The organism is Mucilaginibacter sp. SG564, from assembly GCF_013149275.1.
Classification (GTDB): Bacteria; Bacteroidota; Bacteroidia; order Sphingobacteriales; family Sphingobacteriaceae; genus Mucilaginibacter.
The window spans coordinates 840,197-860,300 of record NZ_JABGNA010000001.1; the positions used below are offsets into that span (position 1 = coordinate 840,197).

Sequence of the window (20,104 nt, forward strand, 5' to 3'; positions counted from 1 at the left end):
CATGAGTGAAGTAGTTAAACATATACAAAAAGTAATTGCAGGTCTCGACCCTGTTGAGGCCCTGCGCGAACTCGCCGAGCTATTTCCCGGCGAAATCGTGTTCTCTACCAGTTTTGGTTGGGAAGATCAGGCCATCAGCCACATGATATTTGCCAATAACTTGCCAATTAAAGTTTTTACCCTTGAAACCGGCCGCCTTTTCCGCGAAACCTACTCTGTTTGGAGCAGCACTATGGACAGGTATAAACAACCCATACACGCCTATTATCCCGACCGCGATCTGCTGGAAGAAATGGTAAACAAAAAGGGCCCCAACAGCTTTTATGAGTCTGTAGAGAACCGTAAAGAGTGCTGCGGTATCCGAAAGATAGAGCCCTTGAAACGCGCGCTTAAAGGCAATAAATTATGGATCACCGGTATCCGTGCCGATCAATCTGCCAACCGCCATGATATGGAAAACGTAGAGTGGGACGAGCAAAACCTGCTGGCCAAGTTCCACCCTATTTTTAGCTGGACATTAGATGATGTTAAAGCCTATATCAAACAATATAACATTCCCTATAACTCCCTGCATGATAAAGGCTTTCCCAGCATTGGCTGTATGCCTTGTACACGTGCTGTTGCCGAAGGCGAGGACTTCCGCGCCGGCCGCTGGTGGTGGGAAGATCAGTCTAAAAAGGAATGCGGACTGCACGAAGTGAAACAGCATTAAACAAAGACGCTTTTTTGAATTATACACTCAAAGCCGGTATGGTCATCAGATCATCCGGTTTTTTTGTTTTAGGAATATAATAACCGCGTCATTGCTTCGTGCCTCGCAATGACGTGATTTTTAATACTCCCCAACGTTGTCATTTCGAACGAGGAACGAGGAGAAATCTTCTGCTCCGGGCTTATCCGCGCGTAAAAGATTTCTCACTATCGTTCGAAATGACAGCGGGTGGAAATTCAATCCCACAAAAAAGCGAATGAGCATTGCTGCCCATCCGCCTTAAAAACTATATAAAACGTATTAAAAAAAAGCTTATTTAGGTTGTTGGCCGCTTAACAAGCCATCGAGGGTAACCGATACATAGTACAGACCGCCAATAGTTGGGCCGCCGGCATACTGAATGTACCGCTTGTTGAAAATATTGCTTGCGCCTAACTTAAAGGTGGCATAGTATACGGGTACGCGGTAGGTAACCTGCGCATCAACAGTGCCAATAGCGGGTACGGTACCGGTAACCAGCGGGCTTTCCCACAGGAATGACTCCTGCCATTTGTAAACTACGTTGAAGCCAAAGTTTTTAACCACTTCACGATTACCAAATGATACGTTGCCCGACCATTCCGGTGTATTAAAGCCCGTTACAAAAATATCAGAGGCCGTTTGAGCTTTTAACTTGTTAAAGCTTACGTTGCCTGATATGGTATATCTTTTATAAAAATTATAGGTAATACCTGCCGATGAACCGTAGTTGTGATAAATGTTTTTGGCGTTGGTGTACACCCGGTACCTGCTTTGCCCCTGGCTGGCTGCATTGGTTGAAGTTGCAGAAGTTGGGTCGCGGTTAATGTCAAGCATGGATAATACGGCCGCGTCTGTGCCCACAGTGGTTCCATTGGGTACAAACACCTGCACCTGCCCTAAAAAGCCGTCATAACGGTTAGTATAGGCATCTATGTCGATGAATACTTTGTTATCGGCAACAATGCCTTTGTAACCAATCTCGTACGAGGTGATCTGCTCCGGACGTGCTGGTGGCAAATCGGCTACTTTCAGCAGGTTCCTGTTAGCCAGGGCATTCGCATCTGTGCTACCTCCCGGTGCTGCGTTTACAGCAGCGTTAAAATTGGTTACCGATGTTTGCGTGTAGCTGTTGCCCAGGTAACCTAATCCATCATTTATAAATGGTAAACTACCTACACGTTTCACCCTACCATTGTTTACGTATGACAAAGCTTCAAACAATGATGGAAAACGGTACCCGTTCTGGAAAGTGAACCTGAAGTTATGGTTTTCATTCACCGTATAAACGGCAGCTAAACGTGGTGTAAATTTAGGATCGAAGTAAGGGTTGTAATCCCAGCGGATAGATCCGAATAATTTCAGCTTCTCGTCAAAAAAAGTTTTGGTTACCTGGGTAAACGCGCCATATTTTTTGTAGATCACATCTTTACCAAAACTTCCGTTGGCCAAAGGTGTATTACGATCAGCAATAGGACGGGTAAAGTCAACAAAGTTATTTCCATCAGGTATGATGGAATATACGCGAACATCACCGCCAACCAACAGGTCGATTACCTTGGCATACCGGCTCAGGTCCCATTGGGCCTCGGCATTATACATGTGGCTTTTTTGTACAAGGGCGGCGCCACCGGTCACTGGTGCATTCGGGATCTGGCTCGATTTAATGTCCCAGTTGTTGATACCTATGATGGTTTTACGCAGATCATTAAAGGCCTGTGTGCCTGGCTCTACCCTGCCCTTATCGGCGGCGGCCCTGGCAAATTGTTCCGCTGCGGCCAGGTTAGCCGATGTTAATTTACCACCTGCATATGATTTAAGCGCGTTACCGTATAAAGTGGCCCAGGCCGAGTTGCTGGCGTGGTTCAGGTCGAGATTATCAGCCAATGGCTTTACGTTGAATGAATTACCTGTATTCTCGATAGACTCATATGCGCGAACCAGGAACTCTTTTCCCTTTAACTCCACTTTATGGTTCTGTACGGTAGCACCATCGAGCGATATCTTGTTACCACGCTGAAAAACACCATCCATGCGGCCATAACGGTATGTATATGATAAAATGGTATTCGGCGTTATTTTGTAGGCCAATGTACCATCCAGTTTTAAGTTGGTTACATGCGGATCAACCAGGTCCACCTCATTATAGCCGGTACGGGCCACATTAAGGTTGGGACGGGCCACACCATCAACAGTAATACCTTTAATTACAACCGTATTACTACCGGCAAGCGCGTCATCGCCATATTTGTTCCAGCCGTCATAAGCAGCGTTGCTGGTACCTGTCAGTTCGGGATACGCCGGGTTGGCGGTTTTTAAGTTTGTCGGGTTTTGATCTTTCTGGGTGTTTGATTGCCAGTCGGTTCCCTGCAAATAGCTAAAGTTTACTTTGAAAGCGAATTTATCATTAAAAGCCTTCGCAAACCTTAAAGCATCTTCGGTTAATGAACTCGCACCCAAAGCATCATTACCCACGTGGTTTAAAGCCTGGCGATGGTAGAAGCTCAATCCCTGGTATTTAAAAGGGTCTTTGGTAAACAGGTTCGATAAACCGTTGATGGCATTGGTGCCATACAAAGCTGCGGCCGCACCCGGAGTGATTTCGATGCTGGCGATATCCAGCTCGGTTGGGCCAATGGCATTACCCAGCGGTACACCTAAAGTAGCCGATTGCATATCAACCCCATCAACCAGTTGCATGAACCTGAAGTTGTTGGGGCTGTTAAAACCGCGGGTATTAGGTACCTTAAGGGTGATACTCGTGGTGGTCATCTGTACGCCTTTCACGTTCTCCAGCGCGTCATAAAAACTTGGCCCAGGCGATTGTTTCAGCGCGTTGATGCTCAGTTTTTCGATAGCTACCGGCGAGCGTAACAGTTTTTCTTCCTTACGGGATGCGGTAACCACCACCTCGTTGATGAGTAATGATTGTGAGGTAAGCTGAATATTTAAAGCGCTATTGGCATTCTTAATGTAAAACTCCTGTGGTTGAAAACCCACAGCGCTAAAAATCAGTGTGTATGGTAATTTAGCACTTGTAGTTAAGGCGAATTTACCGGTACTGTCTGTAGCCGTTTTGTTGGTAGTACCTTTTATACTAACGGTGGTGCCTACTAAAGGTTGTCCGTGATCATCTTTTACCTGTCCGCTTAAAATATACGAGCCATTGAGCTGTGCATAACTGATGGCTGGTGTAAGCAAAAGAAAAAGTACAATAAGTCTTAACGAATTTGTAAAGATTTTTTTCATGTAGTAAGGTTGGGTGGTGGTGGAAACTAAAATTTGGGTTGATTAAATGTTTTTGATAGATGTAGAGATCAAAAGCATCAACAACAGGCAGTAGAGCACTGCATATTTACAAAGGGCATTAACGTAATTTTATAATAATGATACATTGTCTATAGAATTAGTCGACAAAAATAGAAAAAAAATAGGTTTAACAAATTTTTTTTCTATTTTAATTTTGAGTCTGCTTTATCAAGCCAGTGATCAAATACTTTTTAAACCTTTTAAAACGCCTCAAAAATTTGTTAAAAAGTGTTAAAATGGCGTTAAAATTTAGTTAAACTGGCCTAAAAGCATCCCATTTTGCCCCGCTTTTGATTAAAAAATGTTAAAATTTAAAGTTTAAAAAGTTTCGGCGTAACTAGATAATTTAGACAGCGTCCTTTCCGGAGGGGCCTTCCTCCCTCCTCCTTTCAACTACATTTCGGCAGATATACTTGGTAATTAATTACACAATAATTAATAGTTTATATGCATATAAAGGCATAATCAACAATAATTTATTAAAAATTATTAATTTTTGCCCATAAACTAATGTAAATAATAAATACAAGAGCCATAATGGCTGTATTTTATAGTAAAATGATAATTTTTTGTTCAAAATGGTTAATTTATACCTTAAAGCGAATTAATATCAATCAAAAAATGCTATTTTTGGATCAAAATACGATCAGCAGGAAATGGCCTTCAACTATCAGCGCATCATTATCAAAATAGGCTCTAACGTTTTTACCCAGGAAAATGGCTTACCCAACCTGCAACGTATAGAACACCTGGTTGAACAGATAGCGGCGATCAAAAAACAAGGCAAGGAAGTAATCCTGGTATCCTCAGGAGCAGTGGCTTCTGGTCGCAGTTTGATCACTATTTCCGAAAAATATGATGCCATTGCCGCAAGGCAGTTATTGGCTTCCATTGGTCAGGTAAAGCTGATCAATACCTACTCCAGTCTTTTCGAACGCTTTGATATCCTTTGCTCGCAAGTGCTGGTCACCAAGGAAGATTTCAGGGACAGGATGCATTACCTGAACATGAAAAACTGCCTGGAATTGTTGCTACAGCACCAGGTAATACCTGTGGTGAATGAAAATGATGTGGTATCAGTAACAGAATTGATGTTTACGGATAATGATGAGCTTGCCGGTCTTATAGCCTCTATGCTAAATGCTGAGGCCCTTATCGTGCTAACCAATGTTGATGGTATATATAATGGCAATCCAAGCGCGCCGGGATCTTCTGTAATTGAAGAAGTTAATGGTTCTGTGGTTGATTTCTCTGAGTTTGTTTCTTCGGGCCGTTCGCAATTTGGCCGTGGAGGTATGATCACCAAATCAACCATGTCGCAAAAAACGGCACAGCTGGGCATAGCCGTGCATATCGCTAATGGCACACGTGAAAATATTTTGACCGATGTTCTGGAAAATAAAGTGATACATACCCGCTTTATCCCTACTAAAAAAGCATCAGGCAAAAAGAAATGGATAGCGCATTCCGAAAAATCGGCAACCGGCATCGTTCAGGTTAATGATGGCGCAAGGCTTGCGTTAACATCTAACAAAGCCACAAGTTTATTACCGATAGGCATAGTACAGGTAGTAAGCGATTTTAAAAAAGGCGATATTATTAAACTGGTTGACGAAAAAAACAAGCAAGTAGGCTTAGGTATAGCCGAATATGGTGCTGATAGAGCTCGGGAGCGCGTTGGACAGAAAAACCAAAAGCCCCTGGTGCATTACGATTATCTTTATTTACAAGGTTAACAGCGATGGGATACGATAATTATTTTCAAAAAGCCCTTGTAGCGGGTAGAAAGCCTACCCTTGCTCCTGCATTGATTAATCAGGTATTGCAGGATGTGGCATCCGAAGCAATTGCCCAAACCGATTACCTGCTGACCGAGAACCAGAAAGACCTTGACCGGATGGATAGCACCGATCCTAAATACGACCGGTTGAAACTTACCGCCGCTCGCATTGAAGCCATAGCGGGTGATATGGTGAATGTGGCCCTTTTAGATAGCCCTCTGGGTAAACAGCTTTCGCAAACCAATATGCCCAACGGTTTATCCATAACAAAGGTTAGGGTTCCGCTGGGTGTTGTAGGTGTTATTTACGAAGCCCGACCCAACGTTACATTTGATGTATTTGCCCTTTGCTTTAAAACAGGCAATGTCAGTATTTTAAAAGGCGGTAGTGATGCCGATTTCTCAAACCGGGCCATTATCTCGGTTATACATAAAATACTGCGTAAACATCAGCTGGACACCGATATAGTTACCTTATTACCTGCTGATCGTGAAGTTACTGCAGCCTTGCTAAATGCCGTTGGCTTTGTGGATGTATTGATACCGCGAGGCAGCCAGTCATTGATTAATTTTGTGAGGGATAACAGTAAAGTACCCGTAATTGAAACCGGGGCAGGTATTGTTCACACCTATTTTGATGAATCGGGCGACCTGGAAAAAGGTGCTCAAATTATAGCCAATGCCAAAACACGCCGGGTAAGCGTTTGTAACGCGCTTGATTGTTTAATTATCCACTCATCACGCGTTACTGATCTGCCGGGACTTACCTACATATTAAAGGAAAAGCAGGTAGAATTATTTGCCGATGAAACTGCCTACGAGGCATTAAAGGGTAATTATCCGGATAACCTGCTGAATAGAGCCGCTCCGGAACATTTCGGCACTGAATTTTTGTCTATGAAAATGGCCATAAAAACAGTAGATAGCTTTAAACAGGCGCTTGAGCATATCGCCATAAATGGTTCAAAGCATAGTGAGGCTATTATTACCGAAGATGCCGAACATATAGCTACATTCTTAAATGATGTAGATGCAGCCGCGGTATATGTCAATGTTTCAACCGCATTTACTGATGGAGCCCAATTTGGTCTGGGCGCTGAAATAGGCATCAGTACACAAAAACTACACGCCCGCGGCCCTATGGGGCTTGAAGAACTGACCAGTTATAAATGGTTGGTTAAAGGCGATGGTCAAACCCGAAATCCATAATTATAAACCTAATACCTATACTTTGTTGCAAAAAAAAGGCGCTTGAAAAAGCGCCTTAAATTTTTCCTCACTGTTCGGTCTGTGTAGTTATTTAATCAGGTAATTTGCTATAGCAACAAAACAAATAATCACTAAAATCACTCCTTGCAGTTTTTGCTCTAATGTTAACTGGCTTATCATTTTAAATTAATTAGGGTATAGCAAATTTAAAATGTAAACCGGATGTCACAAGAGCGTAATACACTTTTGCATTTTTTTTAACAAAAAACTTACATGCTTTTTACAATGGTCACCAGTACATTTATTCGTTAAAATAATCGCAAAAAAAAGCTTGCACTATTAAAATTTGTGTAGAGACTACACACTATTAAAGTGTTAAATTTTATGCTCTATGATTAAGTAAAAAGCATTTTTTAGATAATTTTTATAATCGGGCATTTTTTTTAATCTTAAATATACAAACATAGTATATCCTGATTTTAGCTGTTATTATCTTCTGGGAAGCAATTTTCTTTCTAAAGAAACTGTATAATCATCATGAATTATAACTTAATGTAAATTTTATAATAAATTGATTATCAGTAATTATTAATTAATAGTTAATCTATTGAACCCGTTGGCGGAGATATTTTCCTTTAAATTAATGGTCTTTTAAAATCATCGTTTCCGACCATTTTAGCCACATATTTTAGCTCAAGCGCAAGCCGATTTCTTAGTGAATTTAAGAGATACAAAGAAAACTTTACAAGTTAAAAAACAGGTTGCCGCCAGATGGGAAAATCACATTAAGGCATATTGCACCCGCCCTATTGGTTTGCCGCCACTCTTATTGATGTATTGGAGTAATGTTATGGTACACAACTTTGAGTAAAGCCGAGACACGTATCCCCTTATTGTCTTTGCAAAATTACGCTGGGTATTGAATTGACCATTTAATTGAGAAAAAAGGGTCTCTATCTTTTTCCTCACTTTACCATAGACAAATGGTTTTTGGTTCTTTTGATTTTTCTTTGGTGGTGTTTCCAGATGAACGTTGTAATCATTTAGCAATTCTTGTTTTCGCCCTTTGCTTATATAGCCTTTATCACCCACTATTCTACAACCCCTAAAGTCCTTGCCTATTTCGTCCAAATAATGAACATCATGTATTGTCGGGTCGGCAATTTTAAAAGCTTTTATAATCCCTTCTCCAGTGCACACAACATTTAGCTTTAAACCATAATACCATTCGTCTTGAGCTGCACACCACGCTACTTTGGGTATTAAAGTAGTATCGTCTTTGCAAATTGTACTGCGGTGCTTCCTCGCTATTTTACATATTCTTAATGGCATAGAGTCAACCACGTAGATGTCTTGAGTTTTACGTGTTTTATTCATCTTGTCACTTATTATGTTTCTGAGCTGATTAATCTCATTTGCTAATCTTTTACGCCTATCATTGTATTGCCTTCTACTTAGCAGGTTAGGAAAGCAATCTTTGTAATCAGAATTTAAAGATGCAAACAAGTAGTTCTCGCTATTCAATCCTAAAAAGTCGGCAGCTAAACTAAGAGCTATGGCATCAGTATCTGTGAATCTATGTCTTGGGCCGGGGCGGACTTTCTTTTTGAGCAAAGAAGATTCCTCCCTTAAAATTTCATTTAGGGTGCCGTTTATTTTATCAAATGTATTCTTTATATGGTGCACTGAAAATTTTGCCAATAGCCAAAACTTTCCTTACTTTGCACGTGAGGAAAATATGGTTAACGCTTTGTTTTTCTTCTAAAAGCCCCCTCGGTCGCCAAACTTGATGGGGCTTTTAGTTTTGTTAATAAATCTATTCTTCTGGCAATCTCATTTAATTGCCAACTCTCCTGTTATATTCCGTTTTACATAGTTTCTCCCTATCTATATTATTATAAATGCCGTTTCAACCGAAAAGATGTATTATTGTTTTATAAAACAGAATAATATTTTATTTATTGACAAAAAATCTATAAATAAAAATACTAATTAGAAAATTTCAGAATATTATTTCTAATTGGAAGTTTTTAAGAGGAAAGTATAGTCGAGATATATAATAAACTTTATCGCTCAAACTGGATAAAATATTGAGATTTTCTTTATAGCATTTACTTCAAAAAGATTTTGGATGATATTTGTAAATAAAGCCGTATGAAAACAAGAGAAATATATGAAGGTATTATAATTGACGAGAAACAATTCAAGAAGCAAAAAAGAATTTACAAAACACTAATAAATGATTTACAAAAAGCTATAAATAAATATACCTCTAATAGCATGGATGGATATGGTGCATCACTCTTGAGTAAGCAAGATTTAATAGAATGGAATAAACTTGGAAATCCAAGTACAAATGATTTTTATTGGCAAAAAATACCCAGTTTTTGGGGTATGGGAATAGCTCTTACTTATTATTTAGCACCTATTCCGGTCGAAGATTTGCTCTAATCTTTCCATTATCTTTGTTAATTAATTTGATTTCATACAAATCAATGTTGTCTATGAATAACGGAACATTATCCAATTCACTTTCTAAATAAAACCCGTCATCTTTTTTGATGATTCTATATTTTGAAGAAGGATTACCATCTATGTTCAATGTATCATTTGTAAACCTGTAAGAATGATTACTGTTCGTTTCAATAAAAGATTTTCCAAAGAAAGTAGCTTTCATTTCTTCGAGGGGAGATACTAATCCAATCGAAGCTATAATTCTCTGAAGTTTCAAAGTTCTACATTCGGTTGAATTGGATACATTTCTTTCAAATCCTAATTTAGAAATGTAATCGGTCATTTCTTCTAAATCTTCAAAATAAATTAATACATCATCGTTAGTGCCACCTCTGAATCCACTTACAGGTTTAGGTATTTCATAAGAATCAAAATCGGTTGTAGCTACGGAATAACATTCAAGTTGATCACCAGATGCTCTTGATGGAACGCTAACTTCAATTAAGGACATAAACTTATATTATTTAAGGTTTGGTTAATTGTTCTAAAGATACATTTAATCCTTCAGCTATCTCGTAGAGATAGTAATACGATGGATTTATATTACCTGCTTCCAGCCTCTGAACTGACTGCTGATCTTTACCAATGGAATGGGCAAGTTGCACCTGTGTAATACCCTTTTCCTTTCGGATTTCCCGGATTCTTTCGCCAAGCTTTTTGAGTAATACTTCCTTTTCCATTGGAAGTATAATTGTAACCCAACTCTTTTAATATCAATACAACGTATCGGTTGTATTTTACAGAACCTTTATTTATTTTCGCATCATAGAATCACATGTACCTATATGAAAAAATATCTATTGATAATCTTACTATTGTTTTTCAGTCGCGCATCTTACAGCCAAGTCAAAAAGATTGAAGACTTACTAAACTCACAAGAGTATCAAGTTATCAATGATATGAGGGAAAGAGGTTATCACTTGAACAAAAAGCTTAGTAATTCTGAAAGTAGACAGTTTGTATTTATCTCAAATACAGATTTGAGTGATCGGGTTTTCTTCGCCTATTTCGAAAATAGTTTGGTTCGCTTACTTACAATTTACCCTCCCACAAAAGGTCAATTTGACAATTACATCAAATCAATAAAAGAAAGCGGACTTTATAAGTACGATGCTGGCACACACAATTACATTAAAATAGAGTATCATAAGCAGATAATGATAAGACCATTTGAAAAAGACGGTACACAACCGTATTCAATAATGGTTATCCCCAATTATATCGAAAAGAAGTCTGATAAAAAGGAACTGGCAAAAATGGATGGTCACTATAGAATTATGAATGGGTTCAATTCTGATGACGAAAATTCATTCACACTTAAAAATGGCGAAGCGACTTTAAATCTATTTGGTCAAACGTTTATAGATGTAACACTAAATAAAACCTCCGAAAATAATTACAGCTTGTATTTTGCTGGAGTATCGGAGTCCAATGCTATTAAACCTCAAGACGAAGCCAAATATTCAAAAACTATACCTATTGCTACAATTAGCGTTAAGGGCACGTCTATGCTTTTTCGCTGGCTTGGATTATATCGTTCTTCTACACAAAAAAGAGATTTCACCGAATTAAACGAAGCACCAGCAAATAAAGAATATGTCTTGAAGAAAAACTAAACAATACGAATATGAAAAAGTTATTTATAAAATTGGGAGATATACTGATTAGGGGTACATCTATAGCTAATTAAAAAATAGACAGCGAGAAGAATTAGACCCTTTTTGGATTCAAGACCCATAGTATGAAAAAATTACTTGCTGTTTTTTTAAAATATAAACGACTGAGCGAATTATGCGAAATCATAGGTTCAAGACCTGATTGCTGATTCAATCTCAGTCGTTTTAACATTAACAACAAAAGATCAGCAGCATGACGCATCATGCAAAGCCGTAGGTTAGGCTTAATTCTCGATATAATCCATGCTGCCTAATGCCGCTATTATCTATGCCTAAAACAAAAAACTACACTTACTTTATCGGAATTGACGTTTCCCGCAATAAACTTGACTTTGCTGTAATGCAAGCGAATAATTTCCTTTTTCATAGAGAAATTAAAAACATAACTGATGACATTCAAGCATTAATAATTGAATTAAAGCAGTTGCCCAAATTCACAGTAAGTAAGGCCATATTTGGAATGGAGCAAACAGGCTTTTATTCCAACCATCTACTCAATTCTTTAAAGAAGATTAAGGCAAATATCGTACTTGAAAATGCGTTGCATATTAGAATGTCATTGGGAAATATACGTGGTAAGCATGATAAAATTGATGCCATACGTATCGCTCAGTATGTTCATAAAAATCGAGACAATGTCAAATTCTACGTTCCTAAAAGGATGATTATAGAAAAGTTAGCCCATTTGTCTTCACTAAGAAATAGACTAATAAGTATCAGTAAGGCCTTGGAAACCCCAATAAAAGAGCAAATTACATTTATCAATAAAGGAATTAATAGACAAACATCGGCTTTATGTAAGGATAGTATAATATCAATCAAAACAGATATAGTAAGAATTGATGAAAGTATCATGGAGATAGTAAATAGTGATGATTTGATAAAGCGTCTGTTTACAATTATTACATCTGTTCCGTGTGTTGGGCCGGTTACGGCTATCCAAATCATCATATCTACCAATGAATTTAAAGATATTTCTGATCCTAAGAAATTTGCATGTTATGCTGGAGTGGCACCATTTAAAAGAGAATCGGGCTTAATAACAGGAAAAGCCAGAGTGTCGTCAATGGCTAATAAAAAAATGAAAGCTTTATTACACACATGTGCACTTGGAGCGATTAGATGTTTTCCTGAATTGAAAGAGTATTATAAAAGGAAAACAAAAATAGAGGGCAAACCTAAGATGGCAGTATTAAATGCTGTAAGAAACAAATTGGTATTGAGGATTTTTACTTGTGTAAATCAAGATAGATGTTTTGAAAAGGAATACATAAAGCCAGTTAACGAATTAATTTTTGATAATACTGAGCCTCTGGAGAAGTGAAGAAATAATAAACAACATCAAGGGATATGGATAATCAAAGGATAATGACCTATTCGCTGATATATTTTATAATACGTTGTTTATTAGCAGCAAGCAGAACTAAGCGACCTCATGGTTAAAGACCAATTGATGGAAAAAGTTACTTGCTGCTTTCTTTAAAAATAAAGCCCCTCGTTATTAGCGAGAGGCAGTTAAATAAATTCCATAAATCTTTAGTTTAAAAATTAGAATATCTGTTACTTCTTTTTTGGAGAAGGATATTTTATCTTTTCAACTTCTGTTGTCCGAGGATGCTTTACAGTTTCCTTGATTGGGACAAATTGACCATTGCCGGAATCTCTACCGACTTTTCTTACTACTGACATATACTTATTTTTTAAATTATGATATAAAGTTGATGCTATTAACTTTAGTATCCTAATGATAATTACTAACAAAGCCCCAAGTTATTAACAACTCAAAAAAATTACTAACATGTAGTCGTATTTTTGGTTTAAATACAAGAATTAAGTAATGAATGAAACTAACTGGAACAAAGTTTTTGAAGACAAGGTAATAAAAATAGCTATCAGAACATTAGCTTTTATTGTGCTTTTAATTGTTGTCGTTTTATCGACAATTACATTTATAAAGATAAATAAAGGGGAGCATGTTAAGCTTTTTGGGTTAGAGTATAACATCCCCAAGGAGCATCCAGATACAATCCTAAAAACAAGTAAAGTAGAGCCTGATTCAATATTTCGAAATACGGAAAAGGAAAAATTCTCAAAACAACCATTTATTGCAAAAAAATTGCATCATAAAGACTTATCGAAAACCAATGATACAGTTAAAACCACTCTACCAATTATACAGGCTAAAAATGTAAATACAGGAACGAACTCTGGTAACATTGGGGATAACGGACATATTGTTAATGGTCCTAATAGTGGCATTAATGGGGATGTTAATATTAATCAAGAGAAGCGACTATCAGAAAATGATAAGATTGCGTTATTAAATTTCATAGAAACAACTAAGAAGAAATACAATTTTAACCCTAAATGCTTTGCAATTACAATGGTCAACAATAGTAATGGAAATTTAATAGCGTCACAAATTGAAAGTTTATTAAAACAACAGGGCTACACAATGAATGGTGATTATGGTACAAGTATGAGATATCCACCACTTAAAGGAATTATGATTGATAAAAATAAAAGTAGTGATTGCTTAGATATAGACATTGGAACGTTATAATCAAATTCTTTAAAGTGATAATAATTTGTATATTAGTTCAAACCAAACTATTATCACATCATGAGTTTATTTACAACAAGAGTAGAATTGCATAAAAATGCCACTTCAGAAGATTACAAAACCCTTCACACTGAAATGGAGAAAGAGGGCTTTTCCCGTACAATTAGACTTGATAGCGAATCAGTAATATATCATCTTCCAACTGCTGAATATAATAAAAGCAGCGATACGCTTTCCACTGAACAGATTTTAGAATTAGCAAAAAAAGCTGCCGCCCGCACTAATAAAACTTTTAGCGTTTTAGTCACGAAGGCAGACGGGAGAAGATACTGGCATAACTTGGAGCCAGTAAAATAGCTTACTCGTGCCCATCGCCATAATTCGCACGCCAATCTGTTCTTTCACAATATGGAACAATAGTTTCTTGTGTTAATATCCATTTTGCAAATTTTTCTTTTTCCACTTTAGGAGGCACGCCTCTTTCTGTACTTTCTTGTTTTATTTTTTCACTTTCATCCATATTCATAAATACTTAGCAATTTAAAATATGAGCAATTCAGAAAATTTCAACATAGAAGAATACGATGATTACGCTAAAAAGCTCGGTGAGAAAATAGAGCGGAAGGAGGAAAAAGGAATTGAAGAAACTATCAAATATTTTGATAGGATACATGATAAATTATTTTCTGTTAACAGTATATTAATAGGTGGTTATTTGGCCCTAATAGCCTTTAAACATGATGTTCCAAGAACAATACTATTTATTCCGATGCTTAATTTTTTTCTCTTAATCTTAATTGATTACAGATTAATGGAAAAGAGCAGGTCGGAATCAAATTATGGAAAATTCACATCAGACTCAATTGATAAATATGGTAAGCATATCCATAAAACAAATCTTTTATCATTTTTATCAATTCTTCTTACTATTGTCGAAACTCTGTTTTTCACCTATTATGTAAGTTAAGTTCTAATTATGGCTACTTATTTTGGTTTTAGTGATGAATGTGGTGATTACAAGGCTGAAATGTCTTCGAAGCAAGCAGCTCGTCATCCATTTTATGTTCGAAGTACACTAATAATAAATTCGGATGAATGGAAACTGTTAAGCATAAATTTTAAAGAGCTAAAGAAAAAATACGGTATCCCACTAAACTTTGAGCTAAAGTGGGCTTACTTATGGAGTTTAAAATTTCATGAGGATAGAAATAAAGTAATTCCAGATAAGCATGATATAAAGCCTTTTGAGAATTTAGGATACAAATTACTTATTTCATTTGTTGGGGATGCTTTGGGGCTAATTAATCAACTAAGGGAAAAAAAGATAATTATAACTTACACTGATAACTTAAAAGCCCCAAAAACAAATGAAAAATCTATGTTATCATTCCATTTGCAAGAGCATATGCAACGAATTGAAATGGAATTGAAAAATGGGGACAATTTAGCGGTTCTATTTTTAGACCCTGTAAATGATGAAAAAAACGAATACCTTAGACAATTATATTATGAACTATTCGAAAGTGGCGATTATGTTAAATATGGACATATAAAAGATAGTTTGAATATTGAAAACTCCCATCATTCGGTTGGAATACAGTTAGCCGATTACATTTCTGGTAGTTTTAGTGCGATTCTAAAATCAGATGATACCGGTAATTATATGGACGGTATAAGAATGTATTTTGATAGTGTCCACGATAATTTAAGAAGAAGTTACAGTGGTGCTATTCAAGGATACGGTATAAGAGAAGTTCCACAAAATCATTTATGGAGAAAGTCACTTACTGAAAAACTCATTCAACTTGAATCAATTAACGATAGAGTTCGCTCAGTATAAAACCTAAGATAATAAAGCCTCTCGTTATTAGCGAGAGGCAGTTAAATAAATGCCATAAATTTATAGGTTACTTTTAAGCTAAAAGAGCCATTGGAATGTAAAAAAACATATCCGCTTTTCTTTTATAGCCAACTTGCATTTTTTCATTTATACACTATATTGGCATTTAGGGCGGCAAATTAATTCCGCCAACGGGTTATTGAGATTTAATAGGTTTCTCCATTTTACCCTCGGCTGACCAATAAAGTATTGACATCAAGATCAAAAAGGTATCTTTGCAAAATTATGAGTAAGCATGGCAGGATCTTAGTGGCAATGAGCGGGGGGGTTGATAGTTCGGTAGCGGCAGTGATGTTGCATGAACAGGGCTATGAAGTTATTGGCCTTACTATGAAAACCTGGGACTATGCCTCATCTGGTGGTAGCTCAAAGGAAACCGGCTGCTGCAGCCTTGACAGCATCAATGATGCCCGTGCACTGGCAGTGGGTTATGGCTTCCCTCATTATATATTAGATATCAGAAGTGAATTTGGCGATTTTGTGATCGACAACTTTGTGGATGAGTATCTGGCAGGCCGTACCCCTAACCCATGTGTGCTTTGCAACACCCACATCAAATGGGATGCGCTTTTAAAGCGTGCCGATAAACTCGACTGTGAATTTATTGCTACAGGCCACTACGCTAATATCCGTTTGCAGGATAATGGCCGCTATGTGATATCAAAGGGAAAAGACGAAAATAAAGATCAATCATATGTATTATGGGGTGTATCTCAGCAGAACCTTGCACGTACAAAATTCCCTTTAGGCAGTTTTTCTAAGCCCGAGATCAGACAAATGGCCTTGGATATGGGACAGATTGAACTTGCCGGCAAAAGCGAAAGCTATGAGATATGTTTTGTACCCGATAACGACTATAGAGCCTTTTTAAGACACAAAGTAGAAGATCTGGATGATCGTATAGGCCCGGGTAACTTTACGCTCACCAATGGCACTGTAGTGGGCAAACATCAGGGCTATCCGTTTTACACTATAGGGCAACGTAAAGGTTTGGGCATAGCTTTGGGACATCCAATGTTTGTTACGGCTATAGATCCACATACTAATACTGTTGTTTTAGGTACGGCAGATGAACTGGAACGCAAACAAGCCTGGGTTAAAAACCTTAATCTGGTTAAATATGCCACTATCAATGAGCCTTTAGAAGCTATTACCAAAATACGCTACAAAGATGCGGGTATGCAAAGCAGCATTGTACAAATGGGCGAACATATGAAAGTTGATTTCCATCATAACGTTTCAGGCATAGCACCGGGACAGTCGGCTGTCTTTTATGAAGGAAATGATCTTTTGGGTGGTGGCTTCCTAATGTAGGCCTTCTATATTGCTTGCTAATGGCATCTTGTTGCCGTATGCTTTTAATTGCCAAAACGCCTTAAAACTCCGCTTTACGAATAATCCTGCATTCCAACTATTTATACGTTTAGCCGTAAAAGCTTATAAGCTTTTACCAAAACAAATTTGCGTTTCACTTTCTTTATGTTTTATTTGCAAAAAAATAACTGCTTAAATGGCCAAAAACCTACTCATAGTTGAATCTCCGGCGAAAGCCAAAACCATCGAAGGATATCTTGGGAAAGACTTTACGGTTAAATCGAGCTATGGTCATATCCGTGACCTGGTAAAGTCTGAAGACGCAATAGATATTGCTAATAACTTCACCCAGAAATATGAAGTACCGGCCGATAAAAAGCAAGTTGTCAGCGAATTAAAGAAATTAGCTAAAGAAGCCGAAATGGTTTGGCTCGCATCGGACGAGGACCGCGAGGGTGAAGCCATATCCTGGCATTTATTTGAAACACTGGGTTTAAAAGATGCCACAACCAAGCGCATTGTTTTTCATGAGATAACCAAGCCAGCTATTTTAAAAGCTATTGATACACCACGTAAAATTGATTACAACCTGGTTAATGCCCAGCAAGCCCGTCGTGTATTGGACAGATTGGTGGGTTTTGAGCTCTCCCCCGTTTTATGGAAAAAAGTAAAACCGTCTTTGTCTGCTGGTCGCGTACAATCTGTAGCTGTAAGGCTTATCGTTGATCGCGAAAGAGAGATCAATAAGTTTAAGTCAGAAGCTGCTTTTAAAATAGTAGCCATATTTGGTAAAGGTAAAGAAGCATTTAAAGCCGAACTTCCCGAACGTTTTAGCCAGCAGGAAGATGCCGAAAAGTTCCTGGCTGATTGTATCGCGGCCGATTTTGATGTTCGGTCGTTAGAAACGAAACCGGCAAAACGCTCACCCGCGGCGCCGTTCACAACCTCTACGTTACAACAGGAAGCCAGCAGAAAATTGGGCTATTCGGTAGCCCGTACCATGCAGGTTGCTCAAAAGCTATACGAATCAGGTAATATTACCTATATGCGTACCGACTCGGTTAACTTGTCAGAAACCGCTTTGAATGCTGCTCAGCAAGAGATCGTTTCGGCTTATGGTGAAAAATATCACCAGCACCGTAAATATAAAACCAAAAATGCCAGTGCCCAGGAAGCGCACGAGGCAATAAGGCCAACTTATTTTAATAATCATACCATTGATGGCGATTCATCCGAAAAACGCTTGTATGAGCTGATCTGGAAACGCGCTATTGCTTCGCAGATGAGTGAGGCGCAGTTTGAAAAAACAACCGCGAAGATCAGCATCTCCAGCCGCAAAGAAGAACTGACCGCCAATGGCGAAGTAATGAAGTTTGATGGTTTCCTGAAAGTGTATCTGGAATCGGAAGACGAGGAAGATGATACACAACAGGATGGTGAGAACGTTATGCTTCCGCCATTAACAAAAGGCCAGCGCTTGGCATTACAGGAAATGTCGGCAACCGAACGTTTCTCTCGTCCACCAGCACGTTATACAGAGGCCAGTTTGGTTAAAAAGCTGGAAGAGTTAGGTATCGGTCGTCCATCAACGTACGCCCCTACTATTTCAACTATCCAGAACCGTGGTTATGTGGTTAAGGAAGAGCGTGAAGGAAAAACACGCAACTTCAGGGTATTGACATTAAAGGGCGATGCGATCCTAAAAGAGAATAAAACAGAAAATACAGGCGCAGAACGAGGCAAACTTTTCCCTACCGATATTGGTGCTGTAGTGAATGATTTTCTGGTTCAGTATTTTAAAGGTATTGTTGATTTTAACTTTACGGCAAGCGTTGAAAAACAATTTGATGAAATAGCACAGGGTTTAAAGGAATGGACAGACATGCTCCATGATTTTTATAACCCTTTTCATAAAGAAGTTCAAAGCACCATTGAAACCGCAGATAAAGCTACCGGTGAGCGTGAATTAGGCGTGCATCCGGAAAGTGGCAAAAAAATATCCGTACGCATCGGTCGTTACGGCCCCTTTGTACAGGTAGGTGACAGTGCTACGGAAGAAAACGAAGAAAAGCCACTTTACGCGAGTTTAAGAAATGGCCAGAGTATAGAAACTATCAGCCTTGATGAAGCACTGGAGTTGTTTAAATTACCAAAAGTTGTTGGTGAGTATGAAGGCAAGGTGATGAAAGTGGCTATCGGTCGTTTCGGGCCTTATATCAGCCATAACAGTGCGTTTGTTTCTTTACCCAAGGAAATTGATCCACTGGACGTTACCGAAGGACAGGCCATAGAACTGATCAATGCCAAACGTAAAAAAGATGCCGAGAAACTGATCAAATCTTTTGACGAAGATCCCGAGGTTAAGGTGCTTAATGGCCGTTGGGGCCCTTATATTGAATTTGGAAAGCTCAATGTGAAGATCCCCAAGGATAAAGATCCATTGACGCTTACCTACGAAGATTGCAAGGCCCTGGCTGATGCTACACCGAAAGATGCAAAAAAAGGGCGTTTTGGTAAAGCGTCGGCAGCAAAACCGGCGGCTAAAGCACCGGCAAAGAAAAAAGCGGCAGCAAAAAAGAAATAATTTAGTGAATGGTTTATTACGTTGATTAAGTGAATAGTTTTTTTATCATTTTATTTAACTACTCACCTAATCAACCATTCACCCAATAAACTAAACATGATAAAAGACCTCCCCGAAAATAACGTACAGGATATTGCAGTTGCGGTTGCCTTGGAAAGTGAGAATATAGAAAGCAAAGTATGGTATGTATATCTCATCAACCTCAAGAATGAGCCTATTGAAAATGTGCTGGTTACATCCAAAGGTTATGGTGAAAAGGACGGTGTACAGGTAAAAACGTCAACACTAAGACACATGTTCCCGGAAGTTCCCGGGCAGGCATTTAAGCTTATTGAACCCATTGACGAACAAACCTTTGGCCTTAATAATGAGTATTGGCTCAGTTATTATATTGGTAAAAACATCTACGATAAAAAATTCATTTTTTTGCCCGAAAGTATAGTCGAAATGAATTTCATCAAGCTGCCGGTTTTGAATAAACCAGGTGTTATGATACGATAATCCTGCATAAAATAAGTTTCCGTT

General features: G+C 38.1%; 19 protein-coding genes. 13 read left to right on the plus strand and 6 right to left on the minus strand.

Features of this window, described 5'->3' with window-relative positions; genetic code table 11:
* Position 1 precedes the first annotated feature (1 nt).
* Positions 2–712: a phosphoadenylyl-sulfate reductase gene (locus FHW89_RS03185; protein WP_172333546.1), complete on the plus strand. Its 711-nt coding sequence runs from the start codon at positions 2–4 to the stop codon at positions 710–712.
* Positions 713–1,024: 312 nt separating this feature from the next.
* Here the strand turns inward: FHW89_RS03185 and FHW89_RS03190 are convergent, their stop codons facing one another.
* A complete protein-coding gene (locus FHW89_RS03190; protein ID WP_172333547.1) occupies positions 1,025–3,979 on the minus strand; it encodes a TonB-dependent receptor in 2,955 nt (984 codons plus the stop codon).
* Between the two features lie 716 nt (positions 3,980–4,695).
* Between FHW89_RS03190 and proB the strand changes: the two genes are divergently transcribed.
* Both proB and FHW89_RS03200 read left to right on the plus strand, forming a co-directional pair.
* Positions 4,696–5,775 carry a glutamate 5-kinase gene (gene proB / locus FHW89_RS03195; protein ID WP_172333548.1) on the plus strand — a complete coding sequence of 360 codons (1,080 nt, stop codon included), beginning with the start codon at positions 4,696–4,698 and terminating at the stop codon, positions 5,773–5,775.
* A gap of 5 nt (positions 5,776–5,780) precedes the next feature.
* Positions 5,781–7,028 carry a glutamate-5-semialdehyde dehydrogenase gene (locus FHW89_RS03200; protein WP_172333549.1) on the plus strand — a complete coding sequence of 416 codons (1,248 nt, stop codon included), beginning with the start codon at positions 5,781–5,783 and terminating at the stop codon, positions 7,026–7,028.
* Between the two features lie 780 nt (positions 7,029–7,808).
* Here the strand turns inward: FHW89_RS03200 and FHW89_RS03205 are convergent.
* Positions 7,809–8,729, minus strand: a complete 921-nt coding sequence (locus FHW89_RS03205) for an IS982 family transposase (protein ID WP_172333550.1) — start codon at positions 8,727–8,729, stop codon at positions 7,809–7,811.
* A 453-nt stretch (positions 8,730–9,182) separates the two neighbouring features.
* Between FHW89_RS03205 and FHW89_RS03210 the strand changes: the two genes are divergently transcribed.
* Positions 9,183–9,479: a SusD/RagB family nutrient-binding outer membrane lipoprotein gene (locus FHW89_RS03210; protein WP_172333551.1), complete on the plus strand. Its 297-nt coding sequence runs from the start codon at positions 9,183–9,185 to the stop codon at positions 9,477–9,479.
* Here the strand turns inward: FHW89_RS03210 and FHW89_RS03215 are convergent.
* The gene (locus FHW89_RS03215; RefSeq protein ID WP_172333552.1) at positions 9,454–9,993 is read right to left on the minus strand and encodes a hypothetical protein; all 540 of its coding nucleotides are present in this window, start codon (positions 9,991–9,993) and stop codon (positions 9,454–9,456) included. The two genes, FHW89_RS03210 and FHW89_RS03215, sit on opposite strands and share 26 nt — an antisense overlap.
* A 13-nt stretch (positions 9,994–10,006) precedes the next feature.
* The gene (locus tag FHW89_RS03220) at positions 10,007–10,222 is read right to left on the minus strand and encodes a helix-turn-helix transcriptional regulator (protein ID WP_172333553.1); all 216 of its coding nucleotides are present in this window, start codon (positions 10,220–10,222) and stop codon (positions 10,007–10,009) included.
* 105 nt (positions 10,223–10,327) lie between these two features.
* On the opposite strand from FHW89_RS03220, the gene FHW89_RS03225 reads away from it, so the two are divergent.
* Positions 10,328–11,158, plus strand: a complete 831-nt coding sequence (locus FHW89_RS03225; protein WP_172333554.1) for a hypothetical protein — start codon at positions 10,328–10,330, stop codon at positions 11,156–11,158.
* 328 nt (positions 11,159–11,486) lie between these two features.
* On the plus strand, positions 11,487–12,542 hold the full coding sequence (locus FHW89_RS03230; RefSeq protein WP_172333555.1) for an IS110 family transposase: 1,056 nt from the start codon (positions 11,487–11,489) through the stop codon (positions 12,540–12,542).
* Positions 12,543–12,778: 236 nt separating this feature from the next.
* Here the strand turns inward: FHW89_RS03230 and FHW89_RS28930 are convergent, their stop codons facing one another.
* On the minus strand, positions 12,779–12,907 hold the full coding sequence (locus FHW89_RS28930) for a hypothetical protein (protein ID WP_256367748.1): 129 nt from the start codon (positions 12,905–12,907) through the stop codon (positions 12,779–12,781).
* A 148-nt stretch (positions 12,908–13,055) separates the two neighbouring features.
* Here FHW89_RS28930 and FHW89_RS03235 point away from each other — a divergent pair, with 148 nt between their 5' ends.
* Together FHW89_RS03235 and FHW89_RS03240 are read left to right on the plus strand one after the other, a co-directional pair.
* Positions 13,056–13,781 carry a hypothetical protein gene (locus FHW89_RS03235; protein WP_172333556.1) on the plus strand — a complete coding sequence of 242 codons (726 nt, stop codon included), beginning with the start codon at positions 13,056–13,058 and terminating at the stop codon, positions 13,779–13,781.
* A 60-nt stretch (positions 13,782–13,841) separates the two neighbouring features.
* Positions 13,842–14,138, plus strand: coding sequence for a DUF2622 domain-containing protein (locus tag FHW89_RS03240; protein ID WP_172333557.1), 297 nt, complete (start codon positions 13,842–13,844; stop codon positions 14,136–14,138).
* Between the two features lies 1 nt (position 14,139).
* Here FHW89_RS03240 and FHW89_RS03245 read toward each other — a convergent pair whose 3' ends face one another.
* The gene (locus FHW89_RS03245) at positions 14,140–14,301 is read right to left on the minus strand and encodes a hypothetical protein (protein WP_172333558.1); all 162 of its coding nucleotides are present in this window, start codon (positions 14,299–14,301) and stop codon (positions 14,140–14,142) included.
* Positions 14,302–14,328: 27 nt separating this feature from the next.
* Here FHW89_RS03245 and FHW89_RS03250 point away from each other — a divergent pair, with 27 nt between their 5' ends.
* The 5 genes from FHW89_RS03250 (at position 14,329) to FHW89_RS03270 (ending at position 20,080) form a co-directional block, all read left to right on the plus strand.
* Complete coding sequence (locus FHW89_RS03250) at positions 14,329–14,748, plus strand: hypothetical protein (protein WP_172333559.1); 420 nt, start codon at positions 14,329–14,331, stop codon at positions 14,746–14,748.
* Positions 14,749–14,757: 9 nt separating this feature from the next.
* Complete coding sequence (locus FHW89_RS03255; protein ID WP_172333560.1) at positions 14,758–15,621, plus strand: DUF3800 domain-containing protein; 864 nt, start codon at positions 14,758–14,760, stop codon at positions 15,619–15,621.
* Positions 15,622–15,906: 285 nt separating this feature from the next.
* Entirely contained in the window at positions 15,907–16,995 is a 1,089-nt protein-coding gene (gene mnmA, locus FHW89_RS03260; RefSeq protein WP_172333561.1) for a tRNA 2-thiouridine(34) synthase MnmA, read from the plus strand.
* 196 nt (positions 16,996–17,191) lie between these two features.
* Entirely contained in the window at positions 17,192–19,579 is a 2,388-nt protein-coding gene (topA, locus tag FHW89_RS03265) for a type I DNA topoisomerase (protein ID WP_172333562.1), read from the plus strand.
* A 96-nt stretch (positions 19,580–19,675) separates the two neighbouring features.
* A complete protein-coding gene (locus FHW89_RS03270) occupies positions 19,676–20,080 on the plus strand; it encodes a hypothetical protein (RefSeq protein WP_172333563.1) in 405 nt (134 codons plus the stop codon).
* The last annotated feature ends 24 nt before the right edge of the window (positions 20,081–20,104 follow it).

What these genes read in the sequence shown, in the direction of transcription:
- FHW89_RS03225 (WP_172333554.1), top strand. Translation starts at nt 10,328, where the DNA reads ATGAAAAAATATCTATTGATAATCTTACTATTGTTTTTCAGTCGCGCA.
- FHW89_RS03200 (WP_172333549.1), top strand. Translation starts at nt 5,781, where the DNA reads ATGGGATACGATAATTATTTTCAAAAAGCCCTTGTAGCGGGTAGAAAG.
- FHW89_RS03215 (WP_172333552.1), bottom strand. Translation starts at nt 9,993, where the DNA reads ATGTCCTTAATTGAAGTTAGCGTTCCATCAAGAGCATCTGGTGATCAA.
- mnmA (WP_172333561.1), top strand. Translation starts at nt 15,907, where the DNA reads ATGAGTAAGCATGGCAGGATCTTAGTGGCAATGAGCGGGGGGGTTGAT.
- FHW89_RS03185 (WP_172333546.1), top strand. Translation starts at nt 2, where the DNA reads ATGAGTGAAGTAGTTAAACATATACAAAAAGTAATTGCAGGTCTCGAC.
- FHW89_RS03220 (WP_172333553.1), bottom strand. Translation starts at nt 10,222, where the DNA reads ATGGAAAAGGAAGTATTACTCAAAAAGCTTGGCGAAAGAATCCGGGAA.
- proB (WP_172333548.1), top strand. Translation starts at nt 4,696, where the DNA reads ATGGCCTTCAACTATCAGCGCATCATTATCAAAATAGGCTCTAACGTT.
- FHW89_RS03270 (WP_172333563.1), top strand. Translation starts at nt 19,676, where the DNA reads ATGATAAAAGACCTCCCCGAAAATAACGTACAGGATATTGCAGTTGCG.
- FHW89_RS03255 (WP_172333560.1), top strand. Translation starts at nt 14,758, where the DNA reads ATGGCTACTTATTTTGGTTTTAGTGATGAATGTGGTGATTACAAGGCT.
- FHW89_RS03250 (WP_172333559.1), top strand. Translation starts at nt 14,329, where the DNA reads ATGAGCAATTCAGAAAATTTCAACATAGAAGAATACGATGATTACGCT.
- FHW89_RS03245 (WP_172333558.1), bottom strand. Translation starts at nt 14,301, where the DNA reads ATGGATGAAAGTGAAAAAATAAAACAAGAAAGTACAGAAAGAGGCGTG.
- FHW89_RS03210 (WP_172333551.1), top strand. Translation starts at nt 9,183, where the DNA reads ATGAAAACAAGAGAAATATATGAAGGTATTATAATTGACGAGAAACAA.
- FHW89_RS03240 (WP_172333557.1), top strand. Translation starts at nt 13,842, where the DNA reads ATGAGTTTATTTACAACAAGAGTAGAATTGCATAAAAATGCCACTTCA.
- FHW89_RS03190 (WP_172333547.1), bottom strand. Translation starts at nt 3,979, where the DNA reads ATGAAAAAAATCTTTACAAATTCGTTAAGACTTATTGTACTTTTTCTT.
- FHW89_RS28930 (WP_256367748.1), bottom strand. Translation starts at nt 12,907, where the DNA reads ATGTCAGTAGTAAGAAAAGTCGGTAGAGATTCCGGCAATGGTCAATTT.
- FHW89_RS03230 (WP_172333555.1), top strand. Translation starts at nt 11,487, where the DNA reads ATGCCTAAAACAAAAAACTACACTTACTTTATCGGAATTGACGTTTCC.
- topA (WP_172333562.1), top strand. Translation starts at nt 17,192, where the DNA reads ATGGCCAAAAACCTACTCATAGTTGAATCTCCGGCGAAAGCCAAAACC.
- FHW89_RS03235 (WP_172333556.1), top strand. Translation starts at nt 13,056, where the DNA reads ATGAATGAAACTAACTGGAACAAAGTTTTTGAAGACAAGGTAATAAAA.